Raw genomic sequence first — 15,769 nt, forward strand, 5'->3', positions numbered from 1 at the left:
GAGGTTGCTTCCTTTAGAGATTTGATTTTAGGTGGTCGACCAGCAAGCGCGCACTGCGCGGAAGGGTCGAGAAGTCGCGGGCTACCAGCTCAATGCGCCGGTGCGCCCATGGGTCGGTAAGGGGGACTGCGGTCAACGTGCCGGTGCTGTGCATCAGCGCAAAAGCCCGTTGGGGCATGACGCCCACGCCCAGGCCGTTGTGGATCATGCGGCACATGGCGTCCAGGCCGGTGACCTGAATGCGTAGCTTGATGTTTTGACCCAGCGCCGCCGCTGCCTGCCGCATCGCCGTGTAAATGGAGCTGTTGGAGTGCAGGCCTACGTGGTCCAGCGCCAGTGTGTCGGCGAATGCCACTGACGACTCACGCGCTAGCGCGTGGGTGCTGGGCACGATCAGGACCAATTGGTCCTCGCGGTAGGGCAGCGTCTGCAACTCACCCGCGCCATCTGCGGTGTTGCACACACCGAAATCGGCGGCGCCCTCCTGCACGACGCGGATGACTTCGCTGCTCAGGTGTTCTTCAAGGTCAATGCGGATGCCTTGGTGTGCGCGGATAAATGCGCCCAGGTCTTCTGGAAGGAACTGCACGGTAGCCGAGATGCTGGCATGCACCCGCACTTGGCCGCGTGCGCCGTCGGCGTATTCATGCAGCTCCGTGTGCATGCGATCCAAGGTGAATAGCACGCTGCGGGCATGGTGCAGCAAGCTTTGGCCGGCGGGAGTCGGGTGCACGCCCCGGGAATGGCGTTGCAGTAGCGGGCTACCCAGGGTTGCTTCCAGATCGCTCAAGCGCTTGCTCAGGGCCGAGGCTGCAATGAACTCACGCTCCGCCGCTTTGCCAATACTTCCGCACTCGCACACGGCCACGAACATCTGCAACGATGCGAGGTCTATGCGGCGTGAAAAGTTACGGTCCTGAACGGGCATGATGTTGAGGCATCGCGTTAATCGATGGCCATTGACATTTTCCCACTGCTTTGACTGTTTGTCATCGCAATTGGCGATGGCACGGGTCTTGGAAGGGCACGTGGACAGGCTGCTGAGCATCACCAGGTTCGTGGGGATGGATGGCTGCTATTGTTTTTATAGCGTCATGCGCACGCTCTGTGTGGGCTAGCACCCTAAATTCATAAAAAAACCCCGCGACCCTTTCGGGTGGCGGGGTTGGTGCTTAGCCTAGGGCTTAGCGCTGGTCGAGGGGCTTGACGTCGCGCTTGACGGAACCGGTGAACAGCTGGCGTGGGCGGCCGATCTTGTATTCAGGGTCGCCGATCATTTCGTTTAACTGGGCAATCCAGCCAACGGTACGGGCCAACGCGAAGATACCGGTGAACAAGTTCACAGGGATGCCGATGGCGCGCTGCACGATGCCGGAGTAGAAGTCCACGTTGGGGTACAGCTTGCGCTGGACGAAGTAATCGTCTTCCAGTGCAATCTTTTCCAGCTGCTTGGCGAGCTTGAACAGGGGGTCGTTTTCCAGTCCCAGGGCTTCCAGCACTTCATTGCAAGTCTCTTGCATGAGCTTGGCGCGGGGGTCGTAGTTCTTGTACACGCGGTGACCGAAGCCCATGAGCTTGACGCCGGAGTTCTTGTCTTTGACCTGTTCCATGAACTGGCCGACCTTGGAGACACCGCCTTGGCGCTGGATGTCTTCCAGCATGTTCAGGCAGGCTTCGTTCGCACCGCCGTGGGCAGGGCCCCACAAGCAAGCCACACCGGCTGCAATGGCAGCAAACGGGTTGGTGCCGGAGGAACCGCACAGACGAACGGTAGAGGTGGATGCGTTCTGCTCGTGGTCTGCGTGCAGAATAAAGATGCGGTCCATCGCACGTTCGATCACAGGGTTGACCTTGTACTCTTCGCAAGGAGTGCCGAACATCATGCGCAGGAAGTTGCCGGAGTAGCTCAGGTCGTTCTGCGGGTACATGAAAGGCTGGCCCACGCCGTACTTGTAGGCCATGGCCACGAGCGTAGGCATCTTGGCGATCAGACGGATCGCGGCAATTTCGCGGTGCTCAGGGTTATTGATGTCAGTGCTGTCGTGGTAGAACGCAGACAGGGCGCCCACCAAGCCGGTCAACACCGCCATAGGGTGTGCGTCACGGCGGAAGCCACGCAAGAAGAACTGCATCTGCTCATTGACCATGGTGTGGTTGGTCACGAGTTTGTGGAAGTCCACGCGCTCTGTGGCGTTGGGCAGTTCACCCTTCAGCAACAGGTGGCAGGTGTCCAAGTAGTCAACGTTGGTGGCCAACTGCTCGATGGGGTAGCCGCGGTACAGCAATTCACCCTTGTCGCCGTCGATGTAGGTGATGCCAGACTGGCAGGAAGCTGTTGAGAGAAAACCGGGGTCATAGGTGAACATGCCGGTCTGGGCGTAAAGCTTGCGGATGTCGATCACATCCGGTCCGATGTTGCCCTGGTACACGGGCATTTCCACGCTGGGGCTGCCGTTACTGAACGACAGGGTGGCTTTGTTATCAGCTAGTTTCATCTTTCGCCTTTCAGAGAGGTTCTCTCAACATTTTCAAAACTTCATGGACGTCTGCGCGATCGAGGGCAGCGTCCACCTGCAATAGCGTTTTTCGTGCCAAGTGCACGTCGAGCAGGTCGTTGTCGCTCAGGTCCATGAGCGCAGACAGGGCGTCGGCATGGCGAACCGTCAAGGTGTCGCTGTACCGGCGGAAAAAACGCTCGATGAACAAGTCGTTTTCCAGCAGACCGCGACGGCAGCGCCATTGCAGTTTGCTCAAGCCTCGTTCATCGATTTTTTCGTCTGTCATGCGCTTGCACCATAGCTTGCGTTAAACCGCACGCAAAACCATCATTTCCTTGATCTTGCCGATCGCCTTGGTGGGGTTCAATCCCTTGGGGCAGACGTCGACGCAGTTCATGATGGTGTGGCAACGGAACAAACGGTACGGATCTTCCAGGTTGTCGAGACGCTCACCGGTAGCCTGATCGCGGCTGTCCGCAATAAAGCGGTAGGCCTGCAGCAAGCCGGCAGGGCCCACAAACTTGTCGGGGTTCCACCAGAAGCTGGGGCAGCTGGTGGAGCAGCTGGCGCACAAGATGCACTCGTACAGGCCGTTGAGCTCTTCGCGCTCTTCGGGCGACTGCAGGCGTTCTTTTTCAGGCGGTACGGTGTCGTTGATCAAGTAGGGCTTGATCGAGTTGTACTGCTTGAAGAACTGGGTCATGTCCACGATCAAGTCGCGGATCACTGGCAGGCCGGGCAGGGGTTTCAACACAATCTTGCCATGCAAGGTCAGCATGTTGGTCAGGCAGGCCAGACCGTTTTTGCCGTTGATGTTCATGGCGTCCGATCCGCAAACGCCTTCGCGGCAAGAGCGGCGGAAGGAGATGGAAGGATCGATGGCCTTGAGCTTCATCAAGGCGTCCAGCAACATGCGTTCGGAGCCATCGAGTTCGACCTCGATGTCCTGCATGTAGGGCTTGGCGTCCTTGTCCGGATCGTAGCGATAAATGGAAAAAATGCGTTTGGTCATGATCTTGATCTCGCTTTAGAACGTACGAACCTTGAGTGGCACCGAGTCCACGGTCAAAGGCTTCATTTGAACCGGCTTGTAAGACAGGCGATTGCCTTCGCTGTACCACAGCGTGTGCTTGTGCCACTCTTTGTCGTTACGGCCGTTGGGGTGTTCGGCTGTATCGCCGTAGTCGTCCACAGTGTGGGCGCCGCGGCTTTCGTGACGTGCAGCGGCAGACACGATGGTGGCTTCTGCTGCCTCGATCAGGTTTTCCACTTCGAGGGCTTCGATACGTGCGGTATTGAAGACCTTGGATTTGTCCTTGAGGTTGAGCGCCTTGACCCGCTCGCGCAGCTCGGCGATTTTGACCACGCCTTCGTCCATGCTCTTCTGGGTGCGGAAAACGCCAGCATGTTGCTGCATCGAGGCGCGCAGGTCGTTGGCCACGTCTTGCGCGTATTCGCCACTCTTGGCGTTATCCAAGCGGGACACACGCTCGAGGGTACGGTCTGCAGCGTCTTTGGGCAGGGGCTTGTGCTCTTTGCTGCCCTTGATGTAGTTGACGATGTGGTTGCCGGCGGCACGGCCGAAGACCAACAAGTCCAGCAAAGAGTTGGTACCCAGGCGGTTGGCGCCGTGCACCGAAACGCACGAGCATTCGCCCACCGCGTACAAGCCGTTGACGACCTGGTTGTGAACGTCGCCGTTTTGCACCACGACCTGACCATTGACGTTGGTAGGGATACCACCCATCTGGTAGTGGATAGTAGGCACTACAGGGATAGGCTCTTTGGTGATGTCCACGTTGGCGAAGTTCACGCCGATTTCGTACACCGATGGCAGGCGTTTGTGGATGGTTTCGGCACCCAAGTGGTCCAGCTTCAAGAGCACGTAGTCCTTGTTCGGGCCGCAGCCACGGCCTTCCTTGATTTCTTGGTCCATGGAGCGGGACACGAAGTCACGCGGAGCCAAGTCTTTCAGGGTGGGCGCATAGCGCTCCATGAAGCGTTCGCCGTTGCTGTTCAGCAAAATAGCGCCTTCGCCACGGCAACCTTCGGTCAGCAACACGCCGGCACCGGCGACGCCGGTGGGGTGGAATTGCCAGAATTCCATGTCTTCCAAAGGAATGCCGGCGCGTGCTGCCATACCCAAGCCGTCACCGGTGTTGATGAAGGCGTTGGTGGATGCAGCAAAAATGCGGCCCGCCCCACCGGTGGCCAACAAAGTGGTCTTGGCTTCCAGAATGTGGATATCGCCAGTTTCCATTTCCAGGGCGGTGACACCGACCACGTCGCCTTCAGCGTTACGGATCAGGTCGAGGGCCATCCATTCCACGAAGAAGCTGGTTTTGGCTGCCACGTTTTGCTGGTACAGCGTGTGCAACATGGCGTGGCCGGTACGGTCAGCCGCTGCGCAAGCGCGTTCTACAGCCTTTTCGCCGTAATTGGCGGTGTGGCCGCCGAAGGGGCGCTGGTAAATGGTGCCGTCAGGGTTTCGGTCGAAAGGCATACCCATGTGTTCCAAGTCGTACACGACCTTGGGGGCTTCGCGGCACATGAATTCGATGGCGTCTTGGTCGCCGAGCCAGTCGGAACCCTTGACGGTATCGTAGAAGTGGTAGTGCCAGTTGTCGTCGTTCATGTTGCCCAGGGAGGCACCGATGCCGCCTTGCGCTGCCACAGTGTGGGAGCGGGTGGGGAACACTTTGGACAGCACTGCCACGTTCAAGCCGGCGCGAGCCAGTTGCAGGGATGCGCGCATGCCGGAGCCGCCGGCTCCTACGATGACGACGTCGAATTTGCGTTTAGAAACGGAGTAAGACATGAATTAGTGCCTGTTGGAAGGGATCAGAGACGCCACAGAACTTGGATCGCCCAGCCGGCGCAGCCAACTAGCCAAACGATAGAAAACACCTGCAAGGACAAGCGGATAGAGACCGGTTTGATGTAATCCATCCAGATGTCACGCACGCCTACCCACACGTGGTAGAGCATGGCGATGATGACCGCGAAGGTCAAAAACTTCATCCACTGCGTGGAAAAGATACCAGCCCATTTGTCGTAGCCGATAGGGCCTTTGGACAAGAGTACTTGCGCCAGCAAGACCACGGTAAAAAGTGCCATCAGCACCGCGGTCACGCGCTGAGCCAACCAGTCGCGCAGGCCGTAGTGAGCGCCAACAACGACGCGTTTGGATCCGTAATTAACTGCCATGAAGTGATTCCTTTTTAGTTGTTGCTTAGTAAACGCCGAAGAGCTTGAGTCCCAGGGCCAGCGTCAACAAGCTGCCCAGGCTCAGGGTCACGATGGCGGAGCTGCGACCGAACTCTTTGCTCACTGCGTGGTTGATATCCATCCACAGGTGGCGCACGCCAGCGATGAAGTGGTGCAAATAAGCCCAGATGAGGGCCAGAGCGACCAGTTTCATGAACCATCCGGGGATAAAGCCCACACCGAGGCTAAACACACTGGTGAACTTTGCAAATGAGATTTCCGAGGATACGGATGTATCAAACATCCAGATAATGAGTGGCATCAGGATAAACATGATGGCGCCGCTGATCCGGTGGAGGATCGATACCCAACCTGCCGGAGGCAGGCGATACGTTGGGAGGTCGCTGAGCGCATTGATGTTGCGGAATTCGGGCCGCGCGCGCTTGGAGGAGGAGTTGAGCTCAGTCATGGATGGGCTTTCTTGGATGTAACGTGTTTGTAATTCTGGAAATCGCAGGCCAAAATTCTATTGCACCGCACCAATCTGACATTGGTCTTTCATGGTGCAATGCATCAATTTAGCGCATTTCGATAGTAGTGTGTGTCGGTCAGGTACAAGCCCCGACGGAGTTCCATGGGTAAATCGTTGTAGGTGAACGCAGTTCGCTCCACGCTCAATAATGGCGTTTGCGCACCGGTTTGGAGCAGTCCACGCTGTTCTGCATCTGGGAGAACTGCTTTGATTTTTTCTTCCGCCCGCACCATGCGGACGCCGAATTCTGTTTCAAAAAGCGCATACATCGCGCCGTTGTAGCTGTTCAGGCGCTCTGCCGTCAGCCCTTTGAAAGGACCGCCGGGGAGCCATAAATCTTCCAGAATGGTGGGTGTGCCGGCAAATGACAACACCCGCCGCACCTGAAGTACCGCGTCTCCCGCCCGGAGCGACAGTGCACGGGCGACATCTGCGGTTGCACGGGTGCGTTTGCAGTCAATGATGCGGCGCTCGGCAGGACCTTCATTGGCTTGCTCGCCGCCCTCGGGTACCAGTCGCAGAAACCGGTACTGGGTGTGGCGTTCGGCATGGGTGGCCACAAACGTGCCTTTTCCTTGGCGGCGCACCACCAGGTTCTCTGCGGCCAGTTCGTCGATGGCTTTGCGCACTGTGCCTTGGCTCACTCGGTAGCGACCGGCCAGTTCTTGCTCGCTGGGGATGGCGGTGCTGGGCTTCCATTCGCCGCTTTGCAGACTTTGGAGAATGAGCGCTTTGATCTGCTGGTACAGCGGGCTGAATGCCGGTGTGATAGCCGGGCCCGGCGCCATGCCCTGATCGGCAGTCGCGCCACTGGCGCTGTCGTTCGATGGAAGGGTGTTTGCGGGCATGTGGAGGGCGTGAATGTCAGCTGCGAGTCAGACTCAAAATAATCCCTAATCATATCTTATATAAGACATAAGACAAATTGACTGGGCGTCAAATTCGAGGGTAAACTCGGGGGCAATCTGCAGCGCAGCATGGCCTGTTGCAGGCGCTGCCTAGTCGCCGTTTTCTCAACACTTCCTGGAGTTTTACCATGAGCAAGAAACCCGTCCGCGTTGCCGTTACAGGCGCAGCAGGTCAAATCGGTTACGCCCTTCTGTTTCGCATCGCCTCCGGCGAAATGCTGGGCAAAGACCAGCCCGTCATCTTGCAATTGCTGGAAATTCCGGACGAAAAAGCCCAAAACGCGCTGAAGGGCGTGATCATGGAGGTGGAAGATTGCGCATTCCCCCTGTTGGTGGGCATTGAGGCGCACTCTGACCCAATGACAGCATTCAAAGACACCGACTACGCCTTGTTGGTCGGCTCCCGCCCACGCGGCCCCGGCATGGAGCGCGCAGAACTCTTGGCTATCAACGGCGCCATCTTCACCACCCAAGGCAAGGCACTGAATGCCGTGGCTTCCCGCGACGTGCGCGTGCTGGTGGTCGGTAACCCCGCCAACACCAACGCCTACATCGCCATGAAGGCAGCCCCTGATCTGCCAGCCAAGAACTTCACCGCCATGCTGCGCTTGGACCACAACCGCGCTGCCAGCCAGTTGGCTGCCAAGACCGGTAAGGCCGTGGCGGACATCGAAAACTTGGCAGTGTGGGGTAACCACTCTCCCACCATGTACGCCGACTACCGTTTCGCCACGATCGCCGGTCAGTCTGTGAAAGACATGATCAACGACGAAACTTGGAACCGCGAAACTTTCTTGCCCACCGTGGGCAAGCGTGGCGCTGCCATCATCGCTGCACGTGGCTTGTCGTCCGCAGCGTCCGCTGCCAACGCAGCTATCGACCACATGCGTGACTGGGCTCTGGGTACCAACGGCAAGTGGGTCACCATGGGCATTCCTTCGAACGGCGAATACGGCATCCCCAAGGAAGTCATGTTCGGTTACCCCGTGACTTGTGCCAAAGGCGAATACAAGATTGTTGAAGGCTTGGAAATCGATGCGTTCTCCCAAGAGTGCATCAACAAGACCTTGGCTGAACTCCAGGGCGAACAAGACGGCGTGAAGCACTTGCTGTAATCCTTGGCCCACGCACCGGCGCCCACCGTGAAGCACCCTCGCGACATCCTTTTAGGTGCGCAGGGCGCTGCGGGTGTACTGCCGGTGTGTGACCATTACAGCGGTGTAGAAGCCCGCATGGTCAAGAGCCTGCAGCTGCAGGCGGACATGACCCAGGAGTTCGGCGCTTGCGTCTTTGACGTGACGCTGGACTGCGAAGACGGTGCGCCCGTCGGCGGCGAGCTGGACCATGCCAATATGGTTGCAGCGCTCGCCAAGTCTGCGCAAGACACTCCTGATTTGATAGCAAATGGCTTGCGTCGCCGTGTAGGCGCGCGCCTGCATGCTGTCGACCACCCTGCGTTTTTGCAGGATGTGGAATGTGTGGTCGGTGGTGCTGCCCACGCTCTAAGTTACATCATGCTTCCAAAGATGGAGTCCGCAGCGGATGTTGATGTCGCGGTGCGCGCTATGAATGCCCTCGGCGCTAATGCCGCAGCGATCCCCTTGCATGTATTGATTGAGTCGCCGGCAGCCGTGCATCGCGCTTTTGAGATTGCCGCTCACCCGCGCGTCCAGTCGATCAGTTTCGGTTTGATGGATTTTGTGTCCAGCCATGGTGGCGCCATTCCCGCCTGCGCGATGGGTGTGCGCGGTGCATCCGACGCGGCCACCTTGGACCAGTTTCACCACCCCTTGGTGGTGCGCGCCAAAACAGAGATCGCCAGTGCCTGCCATGCATTCGGCAAAGTGCCGTCGCATTGTGTAGTAACGGAATTCAAAGACGTTCCCGCCCTGGCCCGCTCTGCGCGCTTTGCTTCTCAAGCCCTGGGCTACACCCGGATGTGGAGCATTCACCCCGATCAAATCCGCCCCATCGTGCGGGCTTTTTCGCCTGACCGTCGGGTAGTAGACGAGGCGGCCCGTATTCTGGAAGCGGCAGCCGTTGCGCAGTGGGGCCCCGTTTCGGTGGGCGGTGTGCTGCATGACCGGGCGAGTTACCGGTTTTTCTGGCAGTTGTTGGAGCGTGCGCACGCCACAGGCGTCGCGCTGCCGGACACGGTTGCCGCCTACTTTGTGTCTTCTTCTGTTCCGGAGGTGATGTGATGTTCCTGCGTTGTGCGTTTCTTGTTTTTTGGGGTCTAGGGCTGGTTACCGCAACGGGCATGGCTTGGGCCAACCCGGTGGTCCGGAATGTGGCCGCCAAGCATCCAGTGGGCATGTCGCCTGGGAAAATGCAATCCAAAGCAGTGCCCCTCACAGACGAGCAGATGGCGCTGGTTGGCAGTGTTGCCACCGGGCAGTTGCCTTGCGAGTTGGCCCAGCGGGTTTCGGTCCGTCCCCATCCGGCTTGGCCGGGGCATTTTGATGTGCAAGCTGGCGCCCATAAATTTGTCATGGTGCCCGTGGCTACCACCACCGGTGCCATTCGTTTGGAAGATGCAGCCCGCGGTGCGGTGTGGCTGCAACTGGCCAACAAGTCCATGTTGATGGATCAGCGCAAAGGCCGCAGGCTTGCAGATGCCTGCATGAGTCCGGCGCAAGAAGCTGTTGCACTGGCGATGCAGCAGAACCCAGCGCCCCACTTGTTGGACCCTGCGCTCGCGCCAGGCAGTCCAGAGTTGAGTGCTACTAAATAAATAGCAGCCTGCGCATATTTGGCGAGGGCTATAGTCGGTTTTTATTGTTTTTGTGAAGGAGAGTGAAGATGTTACAAGCTTACCGTGACCATGTGGCTGAACGCGCTGCGTTGGGCATTCCCCCCCTGCCTTTGTCTGCCAAGCAGACCGGCGAATTGATCGAGTTGCTCAAGGCGCCCCCCGCTGGCGAAGAGGCCACTCTCGTCGAATTGATCACCCACCGCGTACCTGCGGGTGTGGACGATGCCGCCAAAGTCAAAGCCAGCTACCTGGCTGCTGTGGCCCACGGCACTGAAAAATGCTCCCTGATCACCCGCGCCCGTGCGACCGAATTGTTGGGCACCATGCTGGGCGGCTACAACATCAGCCCCATGGTCGATTTGTTGGACGACGCGGCAGTGGCTGCAGAAGCCGCTGAAGGCCTGAAAAAAACTTTGCTGATGTTCGACCAGTTCCATGATGTCAAGGAAAAGGCCGACAAGGGCAATACCTTTGCCAAGGCTGTGCTGCAAAGCTGGGCCGACGCCGAGTGGTTCACCAGCCGCCCTGAAGTGCCCAAGTCCATCACGGTCAGCATTTTCAAGGTCGCTGGTGAGATCAACACCGACGACCTGTCTCCTGCGCCAGACGCCTGGAGCCGCCCTGACATTCCTTTGCATGCGCTGGCGATGCACAAGAATGCCCGCCCCGGCATTACCCCTGAAGAAGATGGCAAGCGTGGCCCGGTCAAGTTCCTCGAAGACCTGCGCGCGAAGGGCAATCTCGTCGCCTACGTGGGCGATGTGGTGGGCACTGGTTCGTCGCGCAAGTCTGCGACCAACTCCGTGTTGTGGTTTACCGGCGAGGACATTCCGTTTGTCCCCAACAAGCGTTTCGGTGGAGTCTGCTTGGGCGGGAAAATTGCCCCGATTTTCTACAACACCATGGAAGACTCTGGCGCTTTGCCAATTGAGTTGGATGTGAGCCAGATGGCCATGGGTGATGTGGTGGAACTGCGCCCCTATGACGGTAAAGCTTTCAAGGACGGCAAAGAAATCGCATCTTTCGAAGTCAAGAGCGAAGTGCTGTTTGACGAAGTGCGCGCTGGTGGCCGTATCCCCTTGATCATCGGCCGTGGCTTGACTGCCAAAGCCCGTGAAGCGTTGGGTCTGAAGCCTTCCACATTGTTCCGCCTGCCCCAGAACCCGGTGGATACCAAGAAGGGTTTCAGCTTGGCCCAGAAGATGGTCGGTCGTGCCTGCGGTTTGCCCGAAGGCCAAGGCGTGCGCCCTGGCACTTATTGCGAGCCCAAGATGACCTCCGTCGGCTCCCAAGACACCACCGGCCCGATGACCCGCGACGAGCTGAAAGACTTGGCTTGCCTGGGCTTCTCTGCCGACTTGGTGATGCAGTCCTTCTGCCACACCGCGGCCTACCCCAAGCCCGTGGATGTGAAGATGCACCACGAGCTGCCTGACTTCATCAGCACCCGCGGCGGCATCAGCTTGCGCCCCGGTGACGGTGTGATTCACTCCTGGCTCAACCGCCTGTTGTTGCCTGATACCGTGGGCACCGGTGGCGATAGCCACACCCGTTTCCCTATCGGTATTAGCTTCCCCGCGGGTTCCGGTTTGGTGGCGTTTGCTGCTGCGACAGGCGTGATGCCTTTGGATATGCCTGAGTCGGTGTTGGTTCGCTTCAAGGGCAAGATGCAGCCCGGCGTGACCTTGCGCGATTTGGTGAACGCGATTCCCTTGTACGCCATCAAGGCCGGCCTGCTGACTGTCGAGAAGAAGGGCAAGAAGAACATCTTCTCCGGCCGCATCCTCGAAATCGAAGGTTTGCCAGATCTGAAGGTCGAGCAGGCGTTTGAGTTGTCTGACGCGTCTGCCGAACGCTCTGCCGCAGGTTGCACCGTGCATCTGAACAAAGAGCCGATCCAAGAGTACGTCAATAGCAACATCACCATGATGAAGTGGATGATTGCCAATGGTTACTCTGATGCCCGTACCCTGGCCCGCCGTATCGCAGCCCAGGAAGCCTGGCTCAAGAACCCCGAGTTGCTCAAGGGCGACGCGGATGCAGAGTACGCCGCTGTCATCGAGATCGACCTGGCCGACATCCATGAGCCTATCGTGGCATGCCCCAACGATCCGGACGATGTGAAGACATTGGCTGAAGTTGCTGGTGCCAAGATCGATGAAGTGTTCATCGGTTCCTGCATGACCAACATCGGCCACTTCCGTGCAGCGTCCAAGCTGATGGAAGGCAAGCGCGACATTCCGGTCAAGCTGTGGATTGCACCGCCTACCAAGATGGACGCCAAGCAGTTGAGCGACGAAGGCCACTACGGCGTGTTGGGTGGCGCAGGTGCCCGCATGGAAATGCCAGGCTGCAGCCTGTGCATGGGCAACCAGGCGCAAGTGAAAGAGGGCGCGACCGTCTTCTCTACGTCTACCCGCAACTTCCCCAACCGCTTGGGCAAAAACAGCAATGTGTACTTGGGTTCTGCCGAGCTGGCTGCCATTGCTTCCAAGTTGGGTCGCATTCCTACCAAGGAAGAATATCTGGCTGACATGGGTGTGCTGACTGCCGCTAGCGACAAGGTGTACCAGTACCTGAACTTTGACAAGATCAGCGACTACACCGAGTCTGCTGCAACTGTGAAGTAAGCAGATGCTACGGCGCTGCGGCGCCATACAGGGCAAAAGCCCCGCGACTCCGGTTGCGGGGCTTTTGTTTTTTAAGGTGCTGCCTGTGACACTTCGGGCGTCCGTAACTCCCTGAAACCTGTAGGGCTGTAGCCGGTTAAACTCGCGGGCATTCTTCAATTAGTCACAAGACTGTCATATTTAATCGTTAGGAGTCCCCCGCATGTTCTTTGGAAGGCTATTGCCTCGCGAAGGCAATTTTTTTGAGATGTTCAATCAGCATGCTGATCGCATCGTGGAGGCGGCCCAAGCGTTTTCCAAGTTGGTGGCCAATTACAGCGATGCGGATCTGCGTGCCAAATACAACCAGGAAGTCGATGACGCGGAGCGTGCCGCAGACCGTGTGACCCATGAAGTGAATAAGGCCATTCACATCACCTTCATCACGCCCATCGATCGCGAGCAGATTCACTCCCTCATCAACACTATGGATGACGTGGCAGACCTGATTCAGGACTCTGCGGAGACGATGGCGCTGTATGACGTTCGCGTCATGACGGAAGAAATTGTTCGACTCACCGATTTGAGCGTCAAATGCTGCGAGCGCTTGCGGGATGCGGTGCGATTGCTGTCGGATATTGCGGACCATGCCACCGCAGAAGCGGCGCTGAAGACCTGCGAAGAAATCGATCGCCTGGAGTCGGATGCCGATCGTGTGATGCGCACCGCCATGAGCAAGTTGTTCCGGGAGCAAGAGGATGTGCGTGAACTCATCAAGCTCAAGGCCATTTACGAGCTGCTGGAAACCATCACCGACAAGTGTGAAGACGTGGCCAATGTGATCGAGGGCATCATCCTCGAGAACTCCTGATCGACAGCGCGGGTTTATCACGATGGAACAAGTCCAGACAGCCTTATGGGTGGTAGCTCTGTTGGTGGCGCTCGCATTGGCGTTCGACTTCATGAATGGCTTTCATGATGCAGCGAACTCGATTGCAACAGTGGTGTCCACCGGCGTGCTCAAGCCGGGCCAAGCGGTCATCTTTGCCGCATTTTTCAACTTTATTGCGATCTTTATCTTCCACCTCAGTGTTGCCGCGACCGTGGGCAAGGGAATCGTGCAGCCGGGCGTGGTGGACACCCATGTGGTGTTTGGTGCCTTGGTCGGTGCGATCACATGGAACGTCATTACCTGGTACTACGGCATTCCCAGCAGCTCTTCGCACGCCTTGATCGGCGGCATCGTGGGCGCGGTCATTGCCAAGGCCGGTGCCAGTGCATTGATTTCAGCGGGCATTATGAAAACCGTGACGTTCATTTTTGTCTCGCCGCTGCTGGGCTTTACGCTGGGCTCCGTCATGATGGTGGTGGTCGCTTGGACCTTCAGGCGTATGCGTCCTTCAAGGATCGACAAGTGGTTCCGTCGCTTGCAGCTGGTGAGCGCGGGCGCATACAGCTTGGGTCATGGCGGTAACGACGCCCAAAAAACGATTGGCATTATTTGGATGATGTTGATCGCCACAGGCTATGTGCTGCCGACGGAGAGTGCGCCGCCGACTTGGACCATCGTGTCCTGCTATGTTGCCATTGGTGCTGGCACCATGTTTGGTGGCTGGCGCATAGTGCGAACCATGGGGCAGAAAATCACTAAGCTCAAGCCGGTAGGGGGCTTTTGTGCGGAGACTGGCGGCGCTTTGACACTGTTTCTCGCAACCGCATTGGGTGTGCCGGTTTCCACCACGCACACCATTACAGGGGCGATTGTGGGTGTGGGTTCAACGCAGCGCGCGAGCGCGGTGCGTTGGGGAGTGGCAGGAAACATCGTGTGGGCGTGGGTGCTGACGATTCCTGCCGCTGCATTCGTTGCAGCCATTGCCTACTGGGTCAGTCTGCAGATTTTTTGACCTCAGCGGTGGGTGGCGGGCTCTGGCTAGGCTGCATCTGGTACTCAAAAGAGCGCTGAATGCCGAATGCCAGAGTCGCCATCAACACCGTGGTTCCTAGGCCCAGCGCCGCTACCAGGCCTACCACCGTCATCCAATGGGTCTCACCCTGGGGTGCGTCAGGTGCCTGTGGGTTGAATTGTTGATTCCACTTTTCAGCACTCATCAGCCCGTACACAATGGCATTGAGCGCGCAGGCCGCGAGGGTGAGGCCTAGCAGTGGCATCAACAACCAACTCCCTTGGTCGTCTACCCCGAAGCTGCGTGCCCGCCACACTCCGTAACTACCCAGCAAGGTGGGCAGGGGCAGTAGCTTGGCCCAAACGTCATATCGGCCGAGGTAGAGCCGGTGCAGGCCCAACGCGCCGACGGTCAGGGTCAGCCAAACAGCCCAGGTTTTGCTTTTCATACGCGGACGTCTACCGGTGCAGTGGAGTTCCCGGCGCCGATGCTTTTTTCCATGAGCACAATGTCCAGCCAACGTTCGAACTTCCATCCGCAAGCCTCGATCACACCCGCATGCCGGTAGCCGCAACTGGCGTGCACGCCAATCGATCCGCGGTTCTCAGAGTCGCCGATAACGGCGATCAACTTGCGAACGCCACAGCGCTCCGCCTGAGCCATAAGTTCGGTGAGCAATAACTTGCCCAGCCCTTTGCCGTGGGCCTCAGGCGCGAGGTAAATCGAGTCCTCCGCGGAGAAGCGATAGGCGGGCCGTGGTTTGAACCAGTTGCAATAGGCAAACCCGATGACGTTGCCATCGACTTCTGCCACCAGGTAGGGGAGTGCTTTGGACAGCACATCCGCGCGACGCCCCTTCATGTCTTCCTCGGTGGGAGGGGTGGTTTCGAAAGTCCCTGTTCCCGTCAGTACATGGTGCGCATAAATGGAGGTAATCGCGGAGATGTCGGCTTCAGTGCTGGGGCGGATTTTGGTCATGAGTTGGAAAACGTTATAATGGAAGGCTATTCAGAGTGTCACTGGCCGGGTGGTCAGTTGCGTGTCTCAAGCTCTGAGTTCAAGGCTGAATTCTCTCAGCTACCCAAAGGATAAATCATGGTCGTCATTCGACTCGCTCGTGGTGGTGCAAAAGCTCGCCCGTTTTTCAATATTGTGATTGCTGACAAGCGTAGCCGCCGCGACGGCCGCTTCATCGAGCGCATCGGGTTCTACAACCCCATCGCCAAGGCAAACGAAGAAAGCATTCGTATTGCGCAAGACCGCTTGACCTACTGGCAAGGCGTTGGCGCACAAGCCTCTCCTACCGTGGAACGTTTGATCAGCCAAGCTGCTAAAAAAGCCGCTTAATGATCACAT

17 protein-coding genes are annotated in these 15,769 nt (G+C 58.0%); 7 read left to right on the forward strand and 10 right to left on the reverse strand.

The features are described from left to right. Positions 1–13: 13 nt before the first annotated feature. The 8 genes from U5L73_RS07795 to U5L73_RS07830 form a co-directional block, all read right to left on the reverse strand. On the reverse strand, positions 14–928 hold the full coding sequence (locus U5L73_RS07795) for a LysR family transcriptional regulator (RefSeq protein WP_322561807.1): 915 nt from the start codon (positions 926–928) through the stop codon (positions 14–16). A gap of 256 nt (positions 929–1,184) precedes the next feature. Then, complete coding sequence (locus U5L73_RS07800) at positions 1,185–2,495, reverse strand: citrate synthase (protein ID WP_313881160.1); 1,311 nt, start codon at positions 2,493–2,495, stop codon at positions 1,185–1,187. Between the two features lie 10 nt (positions 2,496–2,505). After that, positions 2,506–2,784 (reverse strand): succinate dehydrogenase assembly factor 2, encoded by a 279-nt coding sequence (locus U5L73_RS07805; RefSeq protein ID WP_313875621.1) that lies wholly within the window; start codon positions 2,782–2,784, stop codon positions 2,506–2,508. A gap of 21 nt (positions 2,785–2,805) precedes the next feature. After that, complete coding sequence (locus U5L73_RS07810; RefSeq protein WP_322561808.1) at positions 2,806–3,510, reverse strand: succinate dehydrogenase iron-sulfur subunit; 705 nt, start codon at positions 3,508–3,510, stop codon at positions 2,806–2,808. 15 nt (positions 3,511–3,525) lie between these two features. Next, positions 3,526–5,316, reverse strand: a complete 1,791-nt coding sequence (gene sdhA / locus U5L73_RS07815) for a succinate dehydrogenase flavoprotein subunit (protein ID WP_322561809.1) — start codon at positions 5,314–5,316, stop codon at positions 3,526–3,528. A gap of 23 nt (positions 5,317–5,339) precedes the next feature. Then, positions 5,340–5,705: a succinate dehydrogenase, hydrophobic membrane anchor protein gene (gene sdhD, locus U5L73_RS07820; RefSeq protein WP_322561810.1), complete on the reverse strand. Its 366-nt coding sequence runs from the start codon at positions 5,703–5,705 to the stop codon at positions 5,340–5,342. Positions 5,706–5,730: 25 nt separating this feature from the next. Then, positions 5,731–6,174 carry a succinate dehydrogenase, cytochrome b556 subunit gene (sdhC, locus tag U5L73_RS07825; RefSeq protein WP_313875624.1) on the reverse strand — a complete coding sequence of 148 codons (444 nt, stop codon included), beginning with the start codon at positions 6,172–6,174 and terminating at the stop codon, positions 5,731–5,733. A gap of 104 nt (positions 6,175–6,278) precedes the next feature. After that, positions 6,279–7,025 (reverse strand): GntR family transcriptional regulator, encoded by a 747-nt coding sequence (locus tag U5L73_RS07830; protein WP_322561948.1) that lies wholly within the window; start codon positions 7,023–7,025, stop codon positions 6,279–6,281. 248 nt (positions 7,026–7,273) lie between these two features. Here U5L73_RS07830 and U5L73_RS07835 point away from each other — a divergent pair, with 248 nt between their 5' ends. The 6 genes from U5L73_RS07835 to U5L73_RS07860 all read left to right on the forward strand — a co-directional run bounded on the left by U5L73_RS07835 (position 7,274) and on the right by U5L73_RS07860 (position 14,413). Continuing rightward, positions 7,274–8,260 carry a malate dehydrogenase gene (locus tag U5L73_RS07835; RefSeq protein ID WP_322561811.1) on the forward strand — a complete coding sequence of 329 codons (987 nt, stop codon included), beginning with the start codon at positions 7,274–7,276 and terminating at the stop codon, positions 8,258–8,260. Between the two features lie 27 nt (positions 8,261–8,287). Then, a complete protein-coding gene (locus U5L73_RS07840) occupies positions 8,288–9,346 on the forward strand; it encodes an HpcH/HpaI aldolase/citrate lyase family protein (protein WP_322561812.1) in 1,059 nt (352 codons plus the stop codon). Then, the gene (locus U5L73_RS07845) at positions 9,346–9,879 is read left to right on the forward strand and encodes a hypothetical protein (protein ID WP_322561813.1); all 534 of its coding nucleotides are present in this window, start codon (positions 9,346–9,348) and stop codon (positions 9,877–9,879) included. Before U5L73_RS07840 ends, U5L73_RS07845 begins: the two co-directional genes overlap by 1 nt. A 68-nt stretch (positions 9,880–9,947) precedes the next feature. Further along, a complete protein-coding gene (gene acnB, locus U5L73_RS07850; RefSeq protein ID WP_322561814.1) occupies positions 9,948–12,530 on the forward strand; it encodes a bifunctional aconitate hydratase 2/2-methylisocitrate dehydratase in 2,583 nt (860 codons plus the stop codon). A gap of 202 nt (positions 12,531–12,732) precedes the next feature. Beyond that, the gene (locus tag U5L73_RS07855; RefSeq protein ID WP_322561815.1) at positions 12,733–13,380 is read left to right on the forward strand and encodes a DUF47 domain-containing protein; all 648 of its coding nucleotides are present in this window, start codon (positions 12,733–12,735) and stop codon (positions 13,378–13,380) included. Positions 13,381–13,402: 22 nt separating this feature from the next. After that, positions 13,403–14,413 (forward strand): inorganic phosphate transporter, encoded by a 1,011-nt coding sequence (locus tag U5L73_RS07860; protein ID WP_322561816.1) that lies wholly within the window; start codon positions 13,403–13,405, stop codon positions 14,411–14,413. Here U5L73_RS07860 and U5L73_RS07865 read toward each other — a convergent pair. Both U5L73_RS07865 and U5L73_RS07870 read right to left on the reverse strand, forming a co-directional pair. Continuing rightward, positions 14,394–14,861 (reverse strand): hypothetical protein, encoded by a 468-nt coding sequence (locus U5L73_RS07865; protein ID WP_322561817.1) that lies wholly within the window; start codon positions 14,859–14,861, stop codon positions 14,394–14,396. The two genes, U5L73_RS07860 and U5L73_RS07865, sit on opposite strands and share 20 nt — an antisense overlap. Then, positions 14,858–15,391 (reverse strand): N-acetyltransferase family protein, encoded by a 534-nt coding sequence (locus U5L73_RS07870; RefSeq protein WP_322561818.1) that lies wholly within the window; start codon positions 15,389–15,391, stop codon positions 14,858–14,860. The genes U5L73_RS07865 and U5L73_RS07870 overlap by 4 nt, the downstream gene beginning before the upstream one ends. A 117-nt stretch (positions 15,392–15,508) precedes the next feature. Between U5L73_RS07870 and rpsP the strand changes: the two genes are divergently transcribed. Continuing rightward, the gene (rpsP, locus tag U5L73_RS07875; protein ID WP_313875632.1) at positions 15,509–15,760 is read left to right on the forward strand and encodes a 30S ribosomal protein S16; all 252 of its coding nucleotides are present in this window, start codon (positions 15,509–15,511) and stop codon (positions 15,758–15,760) included. Positions 15,761–15,769 lie beyond the last annotated feature (9 nt).

It is taken from the genome of Rhodoferax sp., assembly GCF_034520025.1.
In the GTDB taxonomy this organism is placed as follows: Bacteria; Pseudomonadota; Gammaproteobacteria; order Burkholderiales; family Burkholderiaceae_C; genus Allorhodoferax.